This is a genomic window from Vibrio sp. 99-8-1, assembly GCF_013114595.1.
In the GTDB taxonomy this organism is placed as follows: Bacteria; Pseudomonadota; Gammaproteobacteria; order Enterobacterales; family Vibrionaceae; genus Vibrio.
On sequence record NZ_VTXE01000055.1, the window covers coordinates 1 to 22,074 of the forward strand.

21 protein-coding genes are annotated in these 22,074 nt (G+C 41.9%); 18 read left to right on the forward strand and 3 right to left on the reverse strand.

Features of this window, described 5'->3' with window-relative positions:
- Nucleotides 1-245: 245 nt before the first annotated feature.
- Nucleotides 246-2,885, reverse strand: a complete 2,640-nt coding sequence (locus F0227_RS20855; protein WP_171755187.1) for a PBP1A family penicillin-binding protein — start codon at nt 2,883-2,885, stop codon at nt 246-248.
- Nucleotides 2,886-3,025: 140 nt separating this feature from the next.
- On the opposite strand from F0227_RS20855, the gene pilM reads away from it, so the two are divergent.
- From pilM to F0227_RS20940, 17 genes are all read left to right on the forward strand, one after another.
- A complete protein-coding gene (gene pilM / locus F0227_RS20860; RefSeq protein ID WP_171755188.1) occupies nt 3,026-3,979 on the forward strand; it encodes a pilus assembly protein PilM in 954 nt (317 codons plus the stop codon).
- Nucleotides 3,969-4,532, forward strand: a complete 564-nt coding sequence (locus F0227_RS20865; RefSeq protein WP_171755189.1) for a PilN domain-containing protein — start codon at nt 3,969-3,971, stop codon at nt 4,530-4,532. The genes pilM and F0227_RS20865 overlap by 11 nt, the downstream gene beginning before the upstream one ends.
- Nucleotide 4,533: 1 nt before the next feature.
- The gene (gene pilO / locus F0227_RS20870; RefSeq protein ID WP_171755190.1) at nt 4,534-5,136 is read left to right on the forward strand and encodes a type 4a pilus biogenesis protein PilO; all 603 of its coding nucleotides are present in this window, start codon (nt 4,534-4,536) and stop codon (nt 5,134-5,136) included.
- Complete coding sequence (locus tag F0227_RS20875) at nt 5,133-5,636, forward strand: hypothetical protein (RefSeq protein WP_171755191.1); 504 nt, start codon at nt 5,133-5,135, stop codon at nt 5,634-5,636. Before pilO ends, F0227_RS20875 begins: the two co-directional genes overlap by 4 nt.
- Complete coding sequence (gene pilQ / locus F0227_RS20880; RefSeq protein WP_171755192.1) at nt 5,623-6,957, forward strand: type IV pilus secretin PilQ; 1,335 nt, start codon at nt 5,623-5,625, stop codon at nt 6,955-6,957. Before F0227_RS20875 ends, pilQ begins: the two co-directional genes overlap by 14 nt.
- 247 nt (nt 6,958-7,204) lie before the next feature.
- A complete protein-coding gene (aroK, locus tag F0227_RS20885) occupies nt 7,205-7,723 on the forward strand; it encodes a shikimate kinase AroK (RefSeq protein ID WP_171755193.1) in 519 nt (172 codons plus the stop codon).
- A gap of 45 nt (nt 7,724-7,768) precedes the next feature.
- Nucleotides 7,769-8,854: a 3-dehydroquinate synthase gene (aroB, locus tag F0227_RS20890; protein ID WP_171755194.1), complete on the forward strand. Its 1,086-nt coding sequence runs from the start codon at nt 7,769-7,771 to the stop codon at nt 8,852-8,854.
- A gap of 35 nt (nt 8,855-8,889) precedes the next feature.
- A complete protein-coding gene (locus F0227_RS20895) occupies nt 8,890-10,494 on the forward strand; it encodes an AAA family ATPase (RefSeq protein ID WP_171755195.1) in 1,605 nt (534 codons plus the stop codon).
- A 68-nt stretch (nt 10,495-10,562) separates the two neighbouring features.
- Complete coding sequence (locus F0227_RS20900) at nt 10,563-11,420, forward strand: Dam family site-specific DNA-(adenine-N6)-methyltransferase (RefSeq protein ID WP_171755196.1); 858 nt, start codon at nt 10,563-10,565, stop codon at nt 11,418-11,420.
- Nucleotides 11,421-11,536: 116 nt separating this feature from the next.
- Nucleotides 11,537-12,211: a ribulose-phosphate 3-epimerase gene (gene rpe / locus F0227_RS20905; protein WP_171755197.1), complete on the forward strand. Its 675-nt coding sequence runs from the start codon at nt 11,537-11,539 to the stop codon at nt 12,209-12,211.
- A 66-nt stretch (nt 12,212-12,277) separates the two neighbouring features.
- Entirely contained in the window at nt 12,278-12,949 is a 672-nt protein-coding gene (locus F0227_RS20910) for a phosphoglycolate phosphatase (protein ID WP_253822146.1), read from the forward strand.
- A 186-nt stretch (nt 12,950-13,135) separates the two neighbouring features.
- Nucleotides 13,136-14,140, forward strand: a complete 1,005-nt coding sequence (gene trpS / locus F0227_RS20915; RefSeq protein ID WP_171755199.1) for a tryptophan--tRNA ligase — start codon at nt 13,136-13,138, stop codon at nt 14,138-14,140.
- A 125-nt stretch (nt 14,141-14,265) separates the two neighbouring features.
- Nucleotides 14,266-14,844 carry an aminodeoxychorismate/anthranilate synthase component II gene (locus tag F0227_RS20920; protein ID WP_171755200.1) on the forward strand — a complete coding sequence of 193 codons (579 nt, stop codon included), beginning with the start codon at nt 14,266-14,268 and terminating at the stop codon, nt 14,842-14,844.
- 366 nt (nt 14,845-15,210) lie between these two features.
- Nucleotides 15,211-16,422 carry an acetylornithine/succinyldiaminopimelate transaminase gene (locus tag F0227_RS20925; protein WP_171755207.1) on the forward strand — a complete coding sequence of 404 codons (1,212 nt, stop codon included), beginning with the start codon at nt 15,211-15,213 and terminating at the stop codon, nt 16,420-16,422.
- A gap of 99 nt (nt 16,423-16,521) precedes the next feature.
- Nucleotides 16,522-17,541, forward strand: coding sequence for an arginine N-succinyltransferase (astA, locus tag F0227_RS20930; RefSeq protein ID WP_171755201.1), 1,020 nt, complete (start codon nt 16,522-16,524; stop codon nt 17,539-17,541).
- 70 nt (nt 17,542-17,611) lie between these two features.
- Complete coding sequence (astD, locus tag F0227_RS20935; RefSeq protein ID WP_171755202.1) at nt 17,612-19,069, forward strand: succinylglutamate-semialdehyde dehydrogenase; 1,458 nt, start codon at nt 17,612-17,614, stop codon at nt 19,067-19,069.
- A 68-nt stretch (nt 19,070-19,137) separates the two neighbouring features.
- On the forward strand, nt 19,138-19,929 hold the full coding sequence (locus F0227_RS20940; RefSeq protein WP_171755203.1) for a DUF1338 domain-containing protein: 792 nt from the start codon (nt 19,138-19,140) through the stop codon (nt 19,927-19,929).
- A 96-nt stretch (nt 19,930-20,025) separates the two neighbouring features.
- Here the strand turns inward: F0227_RS20940 and epmB are convergent, their stop codons facing one another.
- On the reverse strand, nt 20,026-21,066 hold the full coding sequence (gene epmB, locus F0227_RS20945) for an EF-P beta-lysylation protein EpmB (protein WP_171755204.1): 1,041 nt from the start codon (nt 21,064-21,066) through the stop codon (nt 20,026-20,028).
- Between the two features lie 34 nt (nt 21,067-21,100).
- Here epmB and efp point away from each other — a divergent pair, with 34 nt between their 5' ends.
- Nucleotides 21,101-21,667 carry an elongation factor P gene (gene efp, locus F0227_RS20950; RefSeq protein WP_171755205.1) on the forward strand — a complete coding sequence of 189 codons (567 nt, stop codon included), beginning with the start codon at nt 21,101-21,103 and terminating at the stop codon, nt 21,665-21,667.
- 98 nt (nt 21,668-21,765) lie between these two features.
- On the opposite strand, the gene frdD is transcribed toward efp, so the two are convergent.
- Nucleotides 21,766-22,074 (reverse strand): fumarate reductase subunit FrdD (frdD, locus tag F0227_RS20955; protein WP_171755206.1); only part of this gene is annotated, 309 nt, incomplete at its 5' end.

Sequence of the window (22,074 nt, forward strand, 5' to 3'; positions counted from 1 at the left end):
GAGAGTTACCTCTTTTCTTTGATTTAAGATTCAGCACCTTAATCAAAGTGGGTAACTCTCTTCTTTTCAAATTGAAGTGTCAGATCTAGTCGGAACTAATACAATTTAACAAAATAAGGTCAGCCCTATATTGGGCTGACCTCTGTATTTGTCTCCATCATCAAGAGTGACTCTGTGTTACTCGATGATGAAGGAATTAATGCTATATACTCAAGCACCTTGAGGTCACTTGAGTATAACGCGGTTTAAAACAGTGACTCTTCAGCACCTTGTTCGCTGTCTGCAGAGTAGATATCTAACTCGTCTACCCGCGAATCTTCATTAAATTCTATTGGTTCAGTGCCTTGTTCAAAATACTCAAACATAGTGGTTTCATCCGATTTTCTTGTCAGTAGACCACTATCTCGATCGATTCGAACGCGAACGATATTGTTAGGCAGCACTTTTCTCTGCTCGGTTACACCATCTAATGCTACATGCATAAAGTCAACCCAAGCTGGCTGAGCGGTTTTAGCTCCCGCTTCGCCGCCAGATATCTGTTCACCTTTTGAAAGGTTGCTGTTACTGCTTGTTCTGCCTAATTTACGATCATGACTATCAAAGCCAACCCAAGCCGTGGCGACAATACCTGGACCGTAACCGTTATACCAAGCATCTTTGGCATCATTGGTAGTGCCCGTTTTTCCACCAATGTCTCTTCTTTTCAGTTTTTGAGCTCGCCATCCGGTCCCGTTCCAACCTGTACCATTTCGCCAGTTACCGCCTCCCCAAACATTGCTGTAGAGCATTTCTCTAACAAGAAAGGCATTTTGTTCACTGATAACTTGCGGTGCATATGGACTGGTAACTTCTTCAGCTGGTGTGACTTCCATTTCAGTTTCATCCAGTGCTGCAATTTCACTGGAAAAAGTGGTTGTAAGTTCGCTATCGCTAGCCATAGCAGATTCAGTAGAAGTATCTGACATGTTAAGGGGAGCGACTGTTTCACTACAGTCATTCTGACAAATGGTTTTCGGTGTTGCTTCAAACTCTAAATCGCCAAATGGTCCCTCTACCCGAGAAATATAAAACGGTTCTACGTAGTAGCCACCATTGGCAAATACGGAATAGCCTTGTGCCATTTTAATCGGTGTAAGACTTCCTGCACCTAAGGCGATGGTTTCTGAGCGAGGAAGTTTATCTTTTTCAAAACCAAAACGCGTTAAATATTCCCTTGTGTCATCCAGACCAACTTCTCTTAATACGCGAACCGCCATAACGTTCTTAGATTGAGCCAAACCAATGCGCATTCTTGTTGGGCCAATATAAGTTGGTGGGGAGTTTTTAGGTCGCCAAGCAGTGCCACCCCGTTCATCCCACTGGTTAATTGGTGCGTCATTAATTAGGGTGGCAAGTGTCAGTTTTTTATCAATCGCTGCTGAGTAAATAAATGGTTTAATCCCTGAGCCTACTTGACGCAAAGATTGGGTCGCTCGGTTGAATTTATTATGAACAAAATTAAATCCACCCACTAAAGAGAGTACTGCGCCATTTTCTGGGTTGATGGCCACAAATGCGGTGTTTGCATTGGGTACTTGGCTGAGTTTCCAGTGGTAACTTAGTTGCGGTTCATCGCTCTCTTCTGTGCCTTCAACTGGCGTTATACTTAGAGGACGAACCCATATTTGCTCGCCAGAAGATAACACTTCAGTTGCCGTTTTTGGTGCAGGCCCTTGTTTCTCATCTGTGATGAATTTTCTTGCCCATTTAATACCATCCCAGCTGAGTTCTGAGTACCCTTGGTTTTTGATATACACTTGGGCGCTATCACTGGTGACGGATACCACAATTGCAGGACGCAACTTGCCATAGGTAGGCTGGCGACGAAGGTGTTTTTTCATCTCATCTTCAGAGTATTCAGCACTTCCTGCACTCCATACTTCTTGCTCTGCACCTCGATAGCCATGTCGCTCGTCGTAAGCGAGAAGATTATTAATAGCGGCTTCATTGGCGGCTTTTTGTAACGTAGAGTCTACGGTTGTGGTGATCTGCATTCCTGAAGTATAAGCATCCTCACCGTATCTTTTTACCATCCATGAACGAGCAATTTCTGCAACATAAGGGGCATTAAGCTCTATTTCAGCACCAAAATATTGCCCCGTTAACGACTCTTCTTTGGCGGCAGTGTACTGCTCTTGTGTGATGTATTTTTCTGCCAACATGCGCCCTAGAACGACATTACGGCGGTTGGTTGCACGTTGAATCGAATAAATAGGATTCATTGTTGACGGTGCTTTAGGCATCCCTGCTAACGTTGCTAATTCACTTAACGTGAGCTGTGCTAAAGGTCGGCCAAAGTAAACCTGCGATGCAGCACCAAATCCATAAGAACGATAACCTAAGAAGATCTTATTGACGTAAAGCTCCAGAATCTCTTCTTTAGAAAGCAATTGCTCTATATGAATAGCAATAAACATCTCTTTGATTTTTCTTATTAATTTTTTTTCATTAGATAAGAAGAAATTTCGTGCCAGCTGTTGAGTGATGGTGCTTGCCCCTTGCTTGGCGGAGCCAGACATTGCGACAACTGCAGCAGCACGTGCGATACCAATTGGGTCAATACCGTAATGATCGTAAAAGCGACTATCTTCTGTTGCTATTAACGCATTGATTAGATTTTGAGGGATCTCTTCATAGCTAACAGGTACTCGTCGTTTTTCTCCAAACTGAGCAATGAGCTTGCCATCTCGGCTATACACCTGCATTGGCGTTTGCAGTTGCACATCTTTAAGCGTCGCAACATCCGGAAGTTGCGGCTTTAAATAAAAATAAAAGCTGACAATAGTGGTTATGCCAAGAATTGTGCAAATCACTGAAAGTATGAGTAATCGCTTTATGAACTTCACCGAAAAATCCCTGATTGATTGAGGTCGTGATGCTACGAACTCTAATACATTAACATGCAAGATTAACATAAAGCGTTAATTCGCGTTTATTTAACTTTTTACTTCCAAGCGTCTCTCTTCACTCTATGGAGTTATCAACATTGCGTAAAACCATAATGACAGGAATTGACATTGATCGCTTTTGTTTGCGAGCAGCCGTGGTTCATTCCTATAAGGGAAGAGATATTTTAGTTGGTTGTGAAGAACTAACTACAACCACACCGCTATTCTCTAATAATTATCAGCTCAATTATCAAGAAATTGTTAAGAAACTCCAACAATTAAAAAGAAAATTACCTATTTTAGCGCAAAAAGTGGCCATGGCAATTCCAGAAAACGCCGTATTTTGTAAAGAGCTAGAGATCGAGTCAAATTTATCTAGCGTAGAAGAAGAGGCGATGATTTATCACCATTTTTCTTCCGTTTCTCCTCTTCCTCTAAATGAGCTCTGCATTGACTATGTGAAAAGCAACTCCGCTGAAGAGACGTTGGATTCGACGGTACGCTATCATGTTTTTGCTACCCATAAAGCCGAAATAGAATTAAGAAGAAAAAGCTGTATAGAAGCGAGACTTCGCCCCGTATTTATTGGCGACGAAAAACAGATCAAATGGGCGTTAGTACAGAAGTTCGCTCAGCAGTATGACTGTTCTCCTGTGATGATTGAAGTTAATCAGGACAGCATTACTTTAATAGTGGCGTCTGAAACTCACTTTATGTATCGATGTTTTTTTAAAGGAAGCCAAGATAAAGATGACAGTGTACGTTTGATATCTGAACAGATAATGTCTTCGTTGGCTTCCAGCAACTCTGTTGAACTGCACTCTTCACCTCCTTCTCTGGGGTTAAATCGGGTTCTTATTATGGGAGATATGTCGAACCCACTCAGTCAAACCTTGCTTGAGAGCAGTGAGATAACATTTATCCCTGTCAGGCTTAATAAGATAGTTCAAATAGCAAAAAAAATACCACTGCATAATGTCAATCGATTTGTCCAAGCTACCGCCATTGCTATTCATGCTGCTGATTGGAAGAGGACATTCAATGCATCATGATATTAATTTTTTACCATGGCGAACAGAAAAGTTGCGTAATAAGGGTAAGCGCTCACTTACTCTGTTTTCATTCTTCATTATGACAATTGTTATTGGGGCAATAGTTTACGGTGACATCCTCAACTCACAGATACAGAGAGAAGAGGAGCTTACAGTTGCAATGAGAAAGCAATTAGCTGATGCGAACAGCAGACGAGCTGAGTATACAAATCTCCGTAAACAGCGAGACAAACTGGTTGATAAGTGGCAATGGTTAAGAGATAGGCAGATCAGGCGCAATCGTATAGTAGAGATCATGAATCTAGTGCCAGAGCTTATTCCAAGTCGAATTTACCTCGATGCTATCTACTATCAAGATGAGAGTGTGATAATTAAGGGACGCAGTGAAAGCAGCGACGCTGCTGATATGTTACTGGCTACTCTTCACTCTTCCTTACTTGTAGACAACGTTCATTTTGAGTTTATTGAGTCTGATGATCCAGTTCCTCACTATTATCAACGGTTCTCTCTCTCTTTTTCTCTTATGTTACAGGCTCAAGAAAAAGGTGGTTAGCATGGATAAGTATAGACTACATCGGTTGTTAGAGCAGCTACCTGTTCCTCTATTAACATTAAAAAAGCGGACTTTCATTGTTCTGTTTATCTTGGTTGTTCTATTCAGTTATTTTGTTGTGCTTTTGCCTAAAATAGAACAGTTGCAACAAAGTAATGAGGTGAAGGAGAACTTAGACGCACAAGTCAAGGCACAACAATTAGTATTTAACTCTTCTACTCAGATGGTTAAGCAAGAAGAGCTGCGTCAACAGTTAACCGTGATAGAGCAATTAGTGGCATTGCAGCAGCCATTACTAGTAGCAGGAGAACAAAAAGCCAACAGCTTGGTATTGATTCATCGTTTGGCGACCAAGCATAAATTAACGTTGCAGCGATTGCGATGGCAACAGCAAGAAGAGCAGCAATATTTTTATCTATTGCCATTAGAAATTAAGGTGATTGGTACGTTGAACAATGTAGGTCTGTTTTTGGCGGACATTGCGAACTTATCAATGCTGCTTACTTTTCCTCGTAGTCGTTGGGCTCAATATAACAGTGATAACAACACCATTGTATTTGAGGCGCTTGGTTATGGTTACCAACCTAAACTCGAAGCACAATGATACATCGTCATCTGCTTGGCAAAGAGGTGTTGATTGCCTTGCTGCTACTGGCAGAGTGTCGTGCTAATGAAGTGACTTTTAATCATGAGTTAATAACCCCTCCGCAAGAAAAAGTGAAGTATCGTCCATATAACTGGCGATCCTTGTTTTCCCCCTTACCCCAACGACCAACAGAAAATAGTGTAGATAGCTGCAATCCAGAGCTTCATCAGTTTGATTTAGAGTTGAGCTCGTTAACGTCCAGCGACTTTGAATATCGAGGATATATTACCCGAGGCAGTAAGCTGTGGGCGCTAATAAGTGTGGGGGAGGAACAGAGAGTGTTTGCAGCAAAGAACAAGCAACTGTTACTGGAGAACATAAAAGTAGTAGAGATCCATCCGGAATATGTTCGTTTGGAGCAGCATTTTTGGAATCAAGTTGAGTGTCGCATAAACAAAAAAACGTTTGTTTTAGAAATATTATCAACGGCGGAGGAAAAACATCTTGCTGATTCATAAGGCAAAACATAGTTGGTTGCTTGTCTGTTTATCATCTTATCTATTGCAGGCTTCATTAGTTGTTGCGGCAGAGGGTAATCAACGTCTCTCATTTAGTTTCAATGATGTTTTAGTTAGAGATGCACTACAGCAGCTAGCTCGTTTTGATGAAAATAATCTCATCGTCTCTGATTCGGTAACAGGCTCGGTCACTATTGAGCTAACTGGAGTGACGCCAGAACAGGCTGTCGATGCGATTTTAGAATTAAAGGGACTTGGCAAAAAAGTTGATGGTAATATTTTGTTAATCGCCCCTAATGTAGAGTTGGAAGCGTTATCTAAGAGAAAAATAGAGCAGAAAAACAGTCTTAATCAGCTGGTGGAATTAGAGCAGCAAGCTATAAAGATTCATTACGCTGATATTGCGGCATTATTGAAGCAAACAGATGGTGATAGCCGCCATCGCATATTGTCAGAGAGAGGCAGTGTGACGGTTGATGAAAGAACCAATACCTTATTAATAAAAGATCTTCCGGCCAATATAGCTGCTTTTCGACAGTGGTTAGCCCTTATTGATGTCCCCGTGAAACAGGTTCAGATTGAAGCTCGGATTGTATCAATTAAACAGGGATACCTAGAAGAGTTAGGTGCTCGCTGGGGGACCGATTTAACGGACGGCAGCTCCAATTTGGCAACCAGTAATAGTGGATCTCTAAATGGCATAGATCAGACAGAACCGTTAGATAGGAGTCCATCACTGCATGTGAATTTTGCCGCGACGTCGACAAGTTCAGCTAGGCTTGCCTTTAAGGTAGCCAAGCTGAGTGGTGATCTTTTTCTAGATCTTGAGCTTTCAGCTCTGCAGGCTGAGCTAAAAGCTGAGGTTATTTCCAGCCCAAGGATAGTGACAACAAATAATTCTCCAGCCTATATTGAACAAGGCACAGAAATACCATACCAAGAAGCCACATCAAGTGGTGCTACTTCCGTGTCATTCAAAAAGGCGGTACTTAGTTTAACGGTGACACCTCAGATAACAGAGGGGAACGGCCTTATTTTAGATCTGCTTATTTCACAAGATAGTCCTGGTGAAGTAGTGAAAACTGGGGTAGGGGAAGCTCTGGCGATAGATACTCAGAGGCTAGAGACACAAGTATGGTTAAAGAATGAAGAGACGATTGTATTGGGTGGGGTTTTTCAGCACAGCATGTTATCAATGGTAGATAAAGTGCCACTACTTGGTGATATTCCCGTACTCGGGCATCTATTTAAACGGCAGTCGGAAAAAGTAGATAAGCGAGAATTATTGATTTTTGTTACTCCAAAAGTGATTTTTCCGTAGGCGATAAAAAATGCGCTAAGCCATGTGTCATATGGCGTGTAGGGGTGTTTTAGTGTTTTTTTCTACTACAAATAGTCCTCTCAATACAAAATAAAGTTGCATTAATGGCATCATATCTAGATAATTTCGGGTCTTATCACGACTTAACTGTGAGGAATTGGTGTCACTTGAATAGTGAGGGCTATTAAATTAGCGGACTATCTTTGTGGCGATTTCATTGAATTAACGTTGTAAATTACTGCTTAACATGGCCGAGAAACGTAATATTTTTCTTGTTGGTCCTATGGGTGCCGGCAAAAGTACAATTGGTAGACATCTAGCTCAGCAACTGCATATGGAGTTCTTAGATTCAGATACTGTAATCGAAGAGCGTACCGGAGCGGACATTGCTTGGGTTTTTGATGTTGAAGGTGAAGATGGTTTCCGCAAACGCGAAGAGACCGTAATAAACGACCTGACTGAACAACAAGGTATTGTTCTGGCAACAGGCGGCGGTTCTGTAAAAAGTAAAGATAACCGTAATCGCCTATCTGCGCGTGGTATTGTTGTATATCTTGAAACAACAATAGAAAAACAATTAGCGCGTACAAATCGTGATAAAAAGCGTCCTCTTTTACAAACGGATGACCCTCGTGAAGTACTAGAATCTCTAGCTGGCGAGCGTAACACTCTATATGAAGAAGTTGCCGATTACACCGTCCGCACTGACGACCAAAGTGCGAAAGTAGTAGCTAATCAAATCATAAAAATGCTAGAAGAAAGATAGAGCCTGTATCAGGCTCTATAATTTCATTTGACTGGAGAGCAGATCATGGAACAGATCACGGTTGATCTTGGTGAACGTAGCTACCCTATTTCTATTGGCGCCGAGTTATTTAATGACTCGGCGTACTTTTCTTTTCTATCCTCAAAACAAAAAGTAGTGGTGATCAGTAATGTTACCGTTGCGCCCTTATATGCCGATAAAATAGTAGAACTGATCAAGCAACAAGGTTGTGATGTTTCAGTTTTGCAACTGCCTGACGGTGAAAAGTACAAAAGCTTAGCTACCTTTGAAACCGTAATGAGTTTCTTATTAGAAGGTAACTTTGCCAGAGATACGGTTTTAGTGGCACTTGGTGGCGGTGTGATTGGTGATTTGGTGGGGTTTGCGGCTTCGTGCTATCAGCGAGGCGTTGATTTCATTCAGGTTCCTACTACGCTTCTCTCTCAAGTTGACTCTTCTGTTGGTGGAAAGACCGCTGTGAATCACCCGTTGGGCAAAAACATGATTGGTGCTTTTTATCAGCCCAAGTCTGTGATTATTGATATCAATTGCCTATCAACCTTACCAGAGCGTGAATTTTCTGCTGGTATGGCAGAAGTAATAAAATACGGCATTATCTATGATGCAGAGTTTTTTGATTGGCTAGAGAACAATTTAGAGAAATTATACCAGCATGATGAGCAGGCGCTTGTGTATGCCATTGCTCGTTGTTGTCAAATTAAAGCTGAAGTTGTACAGAAAGATGAAAAAGAGTCTGGTATTCGGGCGTTGCTGAATTTAGGGCATACTTTTGGGCATGCTATTGAAGCAGAATTAGGCTATGGAAATTGGCTGCATGGCGAGGCAGTGTCTGCAGGCACCGTGATGGCTGCAAAAACAGCTCTGCTTCAAGAATTGATTACTCAGCAGCAATTTGAACGTATAATCTCTATATTAAAACGCGCTAAGTTGCCGGTACATACTCCTGATTCAATGTCTTTTGATGATTTTCTTAAGCATATGATGCGAGACAAAAAAGTATTATCTGGTAAGCTTCGCCTTGTTTTGCCTACAGGAATTGGTTGTGCAGATGTGGTTGCAGACGTTGCAAATGAACGCATCAAGCAAGCGATAGATTTTTGCCGCAACTGATGAATAACACTACTATTAACCGATAGGATTGTCTGATGAGTTTGGCTCATGAGTTGCGTGTATTGGATTTAGAGTCACAAATCGATCTGCTTGATCGATTGCGGCTGCTGACTCGCTTTGGCTCTAATCTTACCAATATTTCTGGTAACAAAGGTTCAGGCAAGTCATGGATAGCTCAGCGTTATTTAGAGGCTTGGTCACAAGATAAAAACCAATCTCTGCTTATGTGTCATCCTAGCCAGACGGATGCTCAAAAAAGAGCCATTATCCTTAACCAAATTGTCCCTGATCCTCTTTTTAATGAACAAGATACTATTGTAAATAGCTTTGCTCGAATGATGGCCGATCAGACGTGTGATGTCGTCATAGTGATCGATGACGCTCAGATGTTGAGTGATACGGTATTAGCAGAGCTATGGACACTCGTTCAAGAAGCTCAAGCAATCCCCGCTTGGAATATTAATGTTGTACTCTTTACCCAAGGCGACAGATTAGATGCGGTACTCTCTCGATTAAGCTACGGACAAGAGACAAAACCGTTAGCACTGGAAGTTGAATCACTTTCTCAAAACGAAGTTGATCTGTTTGTTGAGCTATTGGTTGTTAAATATGTCTCTGGTGAAGATGCTAAAAAAGCAATTAGAACTCAGGCAACTAAGGCGCAACCATTGCCGGGTGCTTTAATGATGTTAGGAGAACGAAAAGTGGAAAAAAGGATTATTATTCGCTCAATTATTGGTTCACCTATTAAAATTGCTGTGGCAGTACTCGTGCTGCTTTTATGTATCGCAGTGGGTTATCTGTGGCTCTTCACTCAAGCCGTGCCTGAGGGAGACATCGTGAGCGATAGTCAGATGGTCACCAGTAATACAGAAGAGACGAGTACGGGAGAACAACTGGTACTGTCAACAGACTCTTCTGAAAATAATCAAGATGCGAGCACAGCAGAGACAGCAGAAGTTGGTCATGCAGCTAGCGAGACATCTATGGCGTCTGATGCTTTAACAGGAGCAATCGATGAGTCAGGCCTTCCTCCATCAATACCAGAGAATGTCGCGTCAGTAGGGCAATCTGACGATGGCCAACGTGTTGTTGTTCCTTCAACGGTTGTTGATGCTCTTTTAGAAGGGGAAGAGGCTAATACTCAAGTGATTGACGATGCGTTTAAAGCAGCGACAGACAAGGCGGCAAATGAACAACTGCTCAAAGAGAGCTTAGAAAGTATTGCTGTTCCTGAAACGGTGGTCATTACGACTGAACCTGACGCGAGTACCGTTGAGCAGCCGTTAGAGAGTGTGGAGGTTGAACGTGAAGAGAACAGCCCGCCTCTTGTCACTTTTTCATTTTCTAAGCAAGAGTTGCTGGCGGTATCTGATCGAAATTATACTCTGCAACTTGCAGCGTTGCTCTCCCTTGATGATGTGCAAAGCTTTATAGATAAACATGCATTGCAGGATAAAGTTAGAGTCTATCCAACGCTGAGAAATAACACTCAATGGTACATTGTGACTTATAAAGATTTTTCAACGATTCAGGCTGCTCGTAATGCAAGAGTGGAACTTCCTGTGTCGGTTCAGTTGCTGGAGCCTTGGGCAAAATCCATGCTGCAAGTTCATAGAGAGATTGAACTTGCAAATTAGCGCTGAGCTTAGGGATAAAATGTGTTACATTCCGCATCTTCTTTTTTTGTTGGTGGTTAGAGCAGTAAATGAAAAAGCAACGCGCCTTTCTTAAATGGGCAGGAGGCAAGTATGGCCTCGTTGAGGACATTCAGCGTCACTTGCCACCAGCAAGAAAGCTAATTGAACCGTTTGTTGGAGCAGGTTCAGTTTTTTTGAATTCTGATTATGATGAATATCTGCTTGCCGATATTAATAAAGATTTAATTAATCTTTATAACCTATTAAAAACAGAGCCAGAAAAAGTGATTGAAGAGTCTAAACGATTCTTCCAACCTGAAACCAACAACAGAGAATTTTATCTGGATACTCGGGCTCAGTTTAATGCGACAGATGATATCTGGTTTCGGTCATTAGCCTTCCTATACATGAATCGCTATGGTTTTAATGGTTTATGCCGTTATAACAAAAAAGGCGGTTTTAACGTTCCTTTTGGTTCTTATAAAAAGCCTTACTTTCCAGAAAAAGAGATGATCTTCTTTGCTGAAAAAGCGAAAAAAGCCACTTTTGTCTGTGAAGGTTATGCTGACACCTTTTCTAGAGCGCGAAAAGGCAGCGTAATATATTGTGATCCTCCTTATGCTCCGTTATCTCGAACCGCTAATTTTACCTCATATGCAGGTAATGGTTTTACTTTAGACGATCAAGCCAATTTGGCCGAAATCTCAGAGAAAACAGCGAAGGTGAGGGGAGTGCCAGTTCTTATTTCCAATCACGACACCGCTCATACTAGACGGCTCTATAAAGGGGCAAGTTTAGAGACCATTCAGGTAAAAAGAACCATTAGTCGTAATGGCTCAGGTCGAACCAAAGTCAATGAGCTTTTTGCTCTGTTTGAAGCCAAAGAGAAGGTGGATTCAGAACGTATTAAAATGAGCTTGGTGTAAGCGCTAACCTTTAATTGCAATAAAATCCGTTTTAAAGCGCTATTGCCCCCTAGGATCTTTGACATTCATTCGGTAGAATCGTGAGCATATTTTGCCCATCACTCAAGAGACCCGATATGAAAGACTTTCTAATTGCACCTTCCATTTTATCTGCTGACTTTGCTCGCTTAGGTGAGGATGTTGAGCGCGTAATTAATGCTGGTGCAGATGTAATTCACTTTGATGTGATGGACAATCATTTTGTTCCAAACCTTTCTTTTGGTGCTCCTATTTGTAAAGCGTTACGTGACTATGGTATTACCGCACCAATTGACGTGCATTTGATGGTAAAACCGGTGGATCGACTCATCCCGGATTTTGCGGATGCAGGTGCGACAATGATTACAATTCACGCTGAAGCAACAGATCACTTAGACCGTAGCTTGCAGTTGATCAAAGAGTGCGGTTGTCAGGCGGGAGTAGTGTTTAACCCAGCCACACCATTACATTATTTAGATTATGTAATGGATAAAATTGATATGATTCTTTTAATGTCAGTGAACCCAGGTTTTGGCGGTCAATCTTTTATCCCTTCCTCTCTTGATAAACTGGCTGATATTCGTCAACGAATTAACGCCTCTGGACGTAACATACGTTTAGAAGTGGACGGTGGTGTGAAAGTTGATAATATCCGCGAAATTGCTGAAGCAGGTGCAGATATGTTTGTGGCGGGATCTGCAATATTTGGTCAGCCAGACTATAAAGCCGTCATTGACCTAATGCGCCAAGAGTTGGCGCAAGTAAAAAAGTAATGTAACTGCAATGAAGGGGCGAATTATCGCCTCTTTTTTTTGCTAAGAATGGAGTAGAAAATGTCGTTGAGTAAAGTAAAGCTTATTGCGTTTGATCTCGATGGAACCTTGCTGCATAGCGTTCCTGATTTGACCATTGGTGTTGATGCTGCTGTACAAGCTTTAGGTTATCCTCCTATCACGGAAGAACAAGTAAGTCATTGGGTTGGTAACGGTGTAGAGATTTTGCTATCGAGAGCCATTTGCCGCAGCATAACCGTTAGTGAAGATCTGGATCGCGATGAACTGGCTAAAGGACGAGAAGTCTTCAATAAAACCTATGCGGAGTGTGGCCATAAGAAAAGCCATCTTTATCCTAAGGTAAAAAGCACATTAGAAACGCTGCACTCTAAAGGGTATAAGCTTGCCGTTGTTACCAATAAGCCGTCTCAATTTGTGCCCGAAATTTTGCAACAACAGGGTATTGAACATCTGTTCAGTGACGTGATTGGTGGAGAAGATTTTCCTGTACGCAAACCCGATCCAATTGCCCTTAACTGGCTGTTAGAAAAATATCAGTTAACCAGTGATGAAATGCTAATGGTCGGGGATTCGAAACATGATATCCAAGCAGCAAAGAATGCTAATTGCCCGTCATTTGCGTTAACCTACGGCTATAACCATGGAAAACCTATTTCTAGTGCTAATCCAGATTTTGTTGCAGACCAGCTCTCTGAGCTGTTAACGCTGTTAGCATAAAATAGCGGATTATCTGTTATCAGTGGTGGAAAAATACTTGTTAATGAGTACACTGCATAAGGTCTGTTGATCTTTCGGGTATATCTCTAGCCGCTTGCGACTGCTTCATGCGCGTGAAGCGTTCTGATTGACATATACAGACCCTAACAATTCATTTTAAAAAGAAGTTATAAAGGAATCATAATCATGAGCAAACCGATTGTATTGAGTGGTGTTCAGCCATCAGGTGAACTAAGTATAGGTAACTACTTAGGTGCTCTACGCCAGTGGCAACAGATGCAGGACGATTATGATTGCCAGTACTGTGTTGTAGATTTACATGCGATTACCGTTCGTCAAGATCCTAAAGCCTTGTATGAAGCCACATTAGACGCTCTCTCTATCTGTTTAGCGGTTGGTGTAACGCCAGAGAAGAGCACTCTATTTGTTCAGTCACATGTGCCTGAGCATGCGCAATTAGGCTGGGTGTTAAACTGTTACACGCAAATGGGTGAGCTGAACCGCATGACTCAGTTTAAAGATAAGTCTCAGCGTTATGCAAATGACATTAATGTGGGTTTGTATGATTATCCTGTGCTTATGGCAGCTGATATTTTGGCTTATCAAGCAGAGCAAGTTCCAGTGGGAAGCGATCAAAAGCAGCACTTAGAGTTAGCGAGAGATATCGCGACACGATTTAATAATCTTTATGGCGAAACCTTTGTAGTGCCAGAACCGTACATTCCGACAGTAGGCGCTCGTGTAATGAGTTTGCAAGATGCGACCAAGAAAATGTCAAAGTCCGATGATAACCGTAAAAACGTAATCACTTTGCTAGAAGATCCTAAATCGATTACCAAGAAAATTAAAAGCGCGGTAACAGACCCAGAAGATCCACCGCGTGTTATTTACGATATCGAAAACAAACCGGGTATCGCAAACCTTATGGGCTTAATGTCAGGGGCGACAGGCAAAACCTTCGCTGAAATAGAAGCGGATTACCAAGGTAAGATGTACGGCCATCTTAAAGGCGACGTAGCTGAAGCAGTCGTTGCTATGCTTACCCCTGTCCAAGCTGAATATAAGCGTATCCGTGAAGATAGAGCTTATTTAGATTCGGTCATGAAGAAGGGGGCAGATAAAGCTTCCGAGCGTGCTGCTGTTACTCTTAAGAAGGTCTATGAAGCCGTGGGTTTTGTTACTCGCCCATAAATTATTATCTAAATAAGATAAGCTTTAAGTTAAGATAGGTTCAATTAAGGGCCTATCTTTTTCTTGCCTTTCTAAATCTCTGCTGCACAATACCGCCTATCTTAATGGACATTTAACCGGATGTTATGCTGTTAATCATTGATAATTATGACTCTTTTACTTACAACCTATACCAATACTTTTGTGAGTTAGGGGCTGAAGTGAATGTCATTCGTAATGACGAGATTACCATTGAGAAAATTGAACAGCTTAATCCTAGCCATCTCGTTATTTCTCCGGGACCATGTACCCCTGATGAGGCCGGAATATCCCTTGACGCTATTCAGCATTTTGCTGGGAAGTTACCTATATTAGGTGTTTGTCTTGGACACCAAGCGATTGCTCAAGTATTTGGGGGAAAGGTTGTTCGTGCAGATAAGGTGATGCATGGAAAGACTTCACCAATTACACATAATAACCAAGGGCTGTTTTTGGGGTTAAACAATCCTCTAACTGTTACACGATATCATTCATTAGTGGTGCAGCGAGATAGTTTGCCTGATGTTTTTGAGCTAACAGCATGGACCGAAAATGATGATGGCTCAGTGGCAGAAATAATGGGTTATCAACACAAACAGTTTGCTATTGAAGCGGTACAATTCCATCCTGAATCGATAAAAACTGAGCAAGGTCACGAGCTATTAGCGAACTTTTTAAAGCGTTAATACCATTTCTATCGCTCCATTTCTTAAAAAATATCATTCTCTTCACAATTTTTACATCATTTTTCATAATGAAAGATTATGCATCATCAATTCATTTACATGTTAATTAAATGTGCTAGTTTACTGAATACTTAGCATTACTCACTAGCAGATACGACAAATTCGAAATAGACAATGAAAAATTAGTGAATAAATGGTCACTAGTCGACCATTGCCTTGAATGATGAGTAACAAAAAAATACCGTCTGCCTATTGAAATGGTTAATAAATTGTTAATACAATGCTGGGGTAGAATAAAATACCAACAAATTACTAAGTTTATAGAATTTAACATTCGTATGAGCTTTGGTCGCGATATGGAGTGCAATAAAGATGGAAAAGAAAGTCGAACGCAGTTGGTTTGATGACGTTATGGTTCCTTGCTATAACCCAATGGAAGTGATTCCCGTAAAAGGTGAAGGCTCCAGAATATGGGATCAACAAGGTAAAGAGTATATCGATTTTGCGGGTGGTATCGCGGTGAGCTGCCTTGGCCACTGTCATCCAGCCATGGTTGATGCGATTACATCACAAGCCAATAAGTTATGGCACTTGAGTAATGTGATGACCAATGAGCCAGCGCTACGATTGGCTAAAAAGCTAACGGATATTTCTTTTGCAGACAAAGTCTTTTTTGCAAACTCAGGTGCGGAAGCGAACGAAGCCGCTTTAAAATTGGCTCGTCGAGTGTCAGCAGACCGATTTGGTAGTGAAAAATCTGAGATTATTGCGTTTAAACAAGGCTTTCATGGACGTACATTCTTCACAGTAACTGTTGGTGGTCAAGCGGCGTATTCAGACGGTTTTGGACCTAAGCCGGGAGATGTCACGCACTTAGAGTATAACGATATCGAATCGTTTAAAGCGCACATTTCAGATAAAACCTGTGCGGTAATGATGGAGCCTCTTCAAGGTGAAGGCGGTATTGTATCTCCGACGTCAGAATTTGCTCAAGTCGTGCGAGAGCTGTGTGACAAACATAATGCCCTGCTTATTTTTGATGAAGTTCAAACAGGCATTGGTCGTACCGGTACTTTTTATGCTTACGAAGGGTTAGGTGTTACTCCTGATATTTTAAGTACTGCCAAATCATTGGGTGGTGGTATTCCTATTGGTGCAATGCTAACGACTGACGAATATGCTCCGCATATGAAAGTGGGCACTCACGGTTCAACGTATGGTGGTAACCCATTGGCTTGTGCGGTAGCAGAAGCCGTTGTTGATATTGTTAGCAAGCCGGAAACATTGGCTGGTGTATCAGAGCGTGAAGCCTTGTTGCGTCAAGGTTTGACCGAAATAAATGAAAAGTACGGCATTTTCAGTGAAATCCGAGGTAAGGGTTTACTTATTGGTGCGGTGCTCAATGAGCAGTGGCAAGGTCGCGCACGAGATGTGTTGGTTGCTGCTGGTCAAGAAGGATTAATGGTACTTGTGGCTGGCGCAAATATCGTACGTTTCACACCCTCTTTGATCATCAGTCATGATGACATTAAAGAAGGGTTATCCAGATTAGATAAAGCAATCGCAGGGCTGCTATAACGATCAGTTGATTAGCTAAGGCGTTGCATTTGGCATCGCCTTGCTTCTCTTTCAACTCGACTCGTCCCCTCAAATCTACGACAGCAAAAGGAGTATAAAATGCTGGTTGTTAGACCTATTAAAAAAACAGACTATGAAGCACTTCGGGTATGCGCAGAAGAATCAGGACACGGATTTACCTCACTGCCAGTAAATGAAGAGCTACTAACCAATCGAATCAAGAATTCAGTAGAGAGTTTTAGTAAACAGAATGTCACCGAACCATCCGATGAAGGTTATTTAATGGTGGGTGTTGATTCGGAAAGTGGTGAAATTGGTGGAACAACGGGAATAGAAGCGTCTATTGGTTGGGATGTGCCATTTTATACTTACCACATCAGTAAAATTGTTCACTCTTCACCAAAGTTAGGAGTGAATAATGTCGTAAAACTGCTGACATTCGGTAATAACTACACTGGTTGTTCAGAAGTTTGTACTCTGTTTTTGAGACCAGCATTCCGTGGTGGATTAAATGGACGCTTGATGTCTAAATGCCGCTTCTTAATGATGGCTGAACACCCGGAACGTTTCTCTAAAGTTGTTTTTGCCGAGATGCGAGGCGTATCGGATGAACACGGAAACTCGCCGTTTTGGCAATGGCTACAGGACCATTTCTTCTCTATTGACTTCACCTTAGCTGATTACCTCGTTGGAATTGGTAAAAAAGGGTTTGTCGCAGATTTAATGCCAAGATTGCCAATTTATATCAACCTGCTCAGTAAAGAAGCGCAAGAGGTTATCGGTAAGGTGCATGAAAACACAGTGCCTGCACTGAAATTGTTGGAAAATGAAGGTTTTGTTTGCCGAGACTATGTCGATATTTTCGACGCAGGCCCAACAGTAGAATGTGATATGCGCAATATTGAGTCTGTTCGTCACTCATTCAGAGCCAAGGTGAAAATCTCTGAACATTCCAGTTCTCAGGATTACTTGCTGGTTAATACTTCCTTTGAAAACTTCAGAGGTGTGGCAGCAAAAGGCGCTTACGATCAAGAATCGGAGACAGTGATACTGGCGAAAGATGTTGCAGCGGCTCTTGAAGTCGATAGTGGCGACTACGTACGTATGCTTCCTCAATAAACGCTTTTTTTGTAAACAATTTCTTTGCAAATGCTTTCTTTGCAAGTAAAAAAAGAATAAGGACACTCTAATGACTCAGTGGATTTCAGGCCAGTGGGTTGCTGGCCAAGGCGAAGCGATAGATTCGAAAACGCCTTACAGTAACGAAGTAGTTTGGCAAGGTGATAGTGCAACACCTGCTCAAGTAGAACAGGCAGTAAAGGCTGCTAGGGGCGCTTTCTTACAGTGGAAGAAGCTGAGTTATGAGCAGCGCGAAGAATATGTACTGGCGTTTGCTGAAGAGGTGAAAGCCAATAGTGAAGAAATCGCACAGATCATTGCTAAAGAGACCGGGAAGCCGATTTGGGAAACACGTACAGAAGCCGGAGCAGTAGCTGGAAAAATCGCTATTTCTATACGAGCTTATCATGATAGAACGGGCCATGCTCAACGAGAAGTCGCGGGGAACCAGGTTGTTCTTCGTCATCGTCCTTTAGGGGTAATGGCTGTTTTTGGTCCTTATAATTTCCCTGCGCATTTACCTAATGGACATATTGTTCCTGCATTGTTAGCGGGCAATACCGTTGTTTTGAAGCCGTCAGAGCAGACTCCTGCTACGTCCGAGTTACTAATGAAACTTTGGCAAAAAGTCGGCCTACCAAATGGTGTGATTAACTTAGTCCAAGGTGCGAAAGAGACAGGTATTTCTCTTGCCGAATCGAAAGGCATCGATGGTTTACTCTTTACTGGCAGCGCAAATACAGGACATATTCTTCATAAACAGTTTGCAGGTCAGCCGGATAAAATGCTGGCACTAGAAATGGGAGGAAATAACCCTATGGTTATTTCTGAACAGTATGGCGAGCTGGATGCAACAGTTTATACCATTGTACAGTCTGCGTTTATTAGTGCAGGGCAGCGTTGTACGTGTGCACGACGTCTCTATGTTCCTGTTGGGGACAAGGGTGATTTGTTGATGAGCAAGTTGCTAGAGGTCACAAGAAACATCAATGTTGATCAACCGTTCGCTGAGCCTCAGCCATTTATGGGGCCTCAGATTTCTGCTGCTGCAGCACAGTTTATAATTGATGCGCAAAAGAATTTACAGCAACTTGGTGGAGAAAGCTTAATTGAAGCGAAAAATAGCAAAGCTGCTTTTGTCTCTCCGGGTATTATTGATGTAACCAATATCGCCGAGTTACCTGATGAAGAGTACTTTGGTCCTCTTTTGCAGGTGGTGCGTTATCAAGATCTGGAAAGTGCGGTTGAAATGGCAAATGACACTCGTTTTGGTTTGTCGGCAGGTCTAGTTTCGACCGATGACAAAGAGTGGGATTACTTTGTTGACCATATTCGTGCCGGAATTGTTAACCGCAACCGTCAGTTAACCGGTGCTAGTGGCGATGCGCCATTTGGTGGCCCTGGGGCGTCTGGTAATTTACGTCCGAGTGCGTATTACGCAGCGGATTATTGTGCTTACCCAATGGCATCAATGGAAGGCGGGGAAACCGTATTACCCGCTACATTGAGCCCGGGTGTCGAGATATAAATTTTTATAGGTTTGGATTCAGTCGTACCATAAACCTTTAACTCATAGAACAAAGTAAGGGAACTACTATGTCACCAACTGCGTTATTCCAATCTTTATGGAACGACTACATTGAACGATTGTGTCCAGAAGCGAATCAGGTACATAAACTGTTAGAAGAGGGCGAACCTCTTATTAACGATCACATTGCGTTACGTACCTTTTCTAATGCACCATTGGCTATTGAAACTTTGGCGGCGCCATTTTTAGCCTTGGGTTATAAAGAGTGTGGTGATTATGTTTTTGAAAGTAAAAAACTGACGGCGAAACATTTTGAACATCCAGACTTAAATCAACCTAAAGTGTTTATTAGTCAATTGGAAGTGGAACTGTGCTCTGAAGAGCTGCAACAGATTGTTGCTAAGTTAGTGGCTCAAATAGATGCTGAAAAACTGACGGGTAGTGAGTTTCTTTACGGTGGACGCTTATGGGACATCAGCTATCAGGACTACTTAACGTTAGCAAAAGAGAGTGAGTATGCAGCATGGCTGTCAGCTCACGGTTATGGCGCTAACCACTTCACGGTTAGTGTTAATCAGTTATCTCATTTTGAAACCGTCAAAGGCGTGAATGATCATTTACGAAAAGCTGGTTTCGCTATTAACGAATCTGGTGGTGAAGTCAAAGGATCGCCAGAGGTTCTGTTGGAACAATCGTCTACAATGGCTGATCGTGTTCCTGTGATGTTCGCGGGAGAGCAACAGTTGGTACCGGGTGGCTTCTATGAATTTGCTCGTCGTTATCCGATGAATAGTGGTCAACTTTATCAAGGTTTTGTGGCCGCTTCTGCCGATAAGATCTTTGAGAGCACCGACAGCTAATCTCATTGAGTTCCTCATATTAATTGTTTACATGAGGAACTCAATTTACATCGTAGTCCTTACTTTGTTCCATCGACTTGGCCTAAACAGGTTCATCTACTCTAGACCCAAATCTAGTGGAGTCTTGCTTGGCCGGCCAGATATCTCACGAGTCAGTTTCGGCACCATATAACCTGATACTTGAGTCATCATTTCTGCCATTATCGCTTTTGCTTCTGCATCGCTGACATAGAAGTGAGCGGCACCTTGGACTTTGTCCAGTACGTGTAAGTAGTATGGCTGTATTCCCGCATCAAAGAGAGTCTCATTGAGTGAAACTTGTTCTGCTACAGAATCATTCACCCCTTTCAATAATACGCCTTGATTTAGCAGCGTAACATCGCTGTTCTTTAATCGCTTAAACGCTGAAATTAAGGTGTCATCAATTTCATTGGTATGATTAATGTGAGAAACAAAAACCACTTTAAGACGTGTTGAGGAAAGAATGTTGCATAGTTCATCGGTTATGCGTGAAGGAATGACGACAGGTAATCTCGAATGAATTCGTAAACGCTTTATGTGAGAAATATTGGAAAGGCGATCTACAAGCCACTGTAGCTCATGATCTTTCGCCATTAATGGGTCACCACCAGACAATATGACTTCATTGAGTTCTGTGTGAGCAGCGATATAGTCAATGCTGTGTTGCCAAACGGATTTACTTCCTTTGTTGTCGCTGTATGGAAAATGACGACGAAAACAGTAACGACAATTAACAGCACAACCGCCTTTGAGTATTAATAATGCTCTGTTTTTATACTTGTGCAGTATTCCGGGTTGCTCGTTGTCTTGTTCCTCTAACGGATCAGATGAATAGCCTGAGTGTATGACTAATTCTTCGCTAATGGGCAGCACTTGACGAAGTAGAGGGTCATTAATATTCCCTTTTTCCATTCGCTCAATAAAACTGATCGGTACTCTTTGTGAAAAAGCAGCTTTTGCTTGAAAACTAATATGACCATTTTGATCTTTTGGCCATTTATCTACTGGGATTTGTAGATGATTAAGCAGTTTTTCAGGATCAGTGATCGCATTCGCTAATTCATTGATCCAGTTTCGCTCAACAGCGACCGCTTTTCGGGTTATGATATGCGACATTAAAATTTAACTCGAATAAATGTAAGAGGACAAAATGGCTACAGTTAGCACTAATGAATTCAAAGGTGGTCTTAAATTAATGCTTGATAATGAGCCTTGCGTAATCATAGATAATGAATATGTTAAGCCGGGTAAAGGTCAAGCGTTCAACCGTGTTAAAATTCGTAAACTACTTTCTGGTAAGGTGCTAGAGAAGACATTTAAGTCTGGTGAATCTTTCGAACTAGCCGATGTTTTAGATATCGATCTCGATTACCTATACACAGATGGCGAATTCTATCACTTTATGAATGCAGAAACATTCGAACAAATTGCTGCTGATGAGAAAGCCGTGGGTGAAAACGCAAAGTGGCTAGTGGAAAACAACACTTGCATGATTACTTTGTGGAATGGCAACCCAATTACAGTTACGCCACCAAACTTTGTTGAATTAGAAGTTACTGAGACAGATCCTGGCCTGAAAGGCGATACTCAAGGTACCGGCGGTAAACCTGCTACCCTAACAACTGGTGCCGTAGTACGTGTACCTTTGTTTATTCAAATTGGTGAAGTGATTAAAGTTGATACCCGTTCAGCAGAATATGTTGGTCGTGTTAAGTAATTTTAATATTGAATGAGATTCAGATAATCTGAGTTATCTAGATCTATAGATAGTAAAAAGGCCGATGATTTATCGGCCTTTTTTACAAGTCGAGTTATTTAAATCATAAATACAAAAATAACCGACAATGCAGAAATTAACGCCGCGATAAAGTAGCAAGCAATTTTACCGACCACACCGATATGAATTTTTAAGTCATGCATACCGTGGTGTAATCTGTGCATTGCATGCCACATAGGCAATGCTAATGTTCCAATGACAAATAGTGCACCAATAAAGCTGGTGGCAAAATCGGCCACACGATCGTAACTCATCGCTTCAGCATCAATCACCCCTAATGGAACAAGAATGCCCAGTACCAATACGGTTACTGGCGTTATCATTGCAAACCAGCTACCGCCAGCACC

Excerpts from the sequence above, each read along its gene's own strand:
- F0227_RS20865 (WP_171755189.1), top strand. The coding sequence starts at position 3,969 with ATGCATCATGATATTAATTTTTTACCATGGCGAACAGAAAAGTTGCGT.
- pilO (WP_171755190.1), top strand. The coding sequence starts at position 4,534 with ATGGATAAGTATAGACTACATCGGTTGTTAGAGCAGCTACCTGTTCCT.
- F0227_RS20875 (WP_171755191.1), top strand. The coding sequence starts at position 5,133 with ATGATACATCGTCATCTGCTTGGCAAAGAGGTGTTGATTGCCTTGCTG.
- aroK (WP_171755193.1), top strand. The coding sequence starts at position 7,205 with ATGGCCGAGAAACGTAATATTTTTCTTGTTGGTCCTATGGGTGCCGGC.
- aroB (WP_171755194.1), top strand. The coding sequence starts at position 7,769 with ATGGAACAGATCACGGTTGATCTTGGTGAACGTAGCTACCCTATTTCT.
- F0227_RS20895 (WP_171755195.1), top strand. The coding sequence starts at position 8,890 with ATGAGTTTGGCTCATGAGTTGCGTGTATTGGATTTAGAGTCACAAATC.
- F0227_RS20900 (WP_171755196.1), top strand. The coding sequence starts at position 10,563 with ATGAAAAAGCAACGCGCCTTTCTTAAATGGGCAGGAGGCAAGTATGGC.
- rpe (WP_171755197.1), top strand. The coding sequence starts at position 11,537 with ATGAAAGACTTTCTAATTGCACCTTCCATTTTATCTGCTGACTTTGCT.
- trpS (WP_171755199.1), top strand. The coding sequence starts at position 13,136 with ATGAGCAAACCGATTGTATTGAGTGGTGTTCAGCCATCAGGTGAACTA.
- F0227_RS20920 (WP_171755200.1), top strand. The coding sequence starts at position 14,266 with ATGCTGTTAATCATTGATAATTATGACTCTTTTACTTACAACCTATAC.
- astA (WP_171755201.1), top strand. The coding sequence starts at position 16,522 with ATGCTGGTTGTTAGACCTATTAAAAAAACAGACTATGAAGCACTTCGG.
- astD (WP_171755202.1), top strand. The coding sequence starts at position 17,612 with ATGACTCAGTGGATTTCAGGCCAGTGGGTTGCTGGCCAAGGCGAAGCG.
- F0227_RS20940 (WP_171755203.1), top strand. The coding sequence starts at position 19,138 with ATGTCACCAACTGCGTTATTCCAATCTTTATGGAACGACTACATTGAA.
- epmB (WP_171755204.1), bottom strand. The coding sequence starts at position 21,066 with ATGTCGCATATCATAACCCGAAAAGCGGTCGCTGTTGAGCGAAACTGG.
- efp (WP_171755205.1), top strand. The coding sequence starts at position 21,101 with ATGGCTACAGTTAGCACTAATGAATTCAAAGGTGGTCTTAAATTAATG.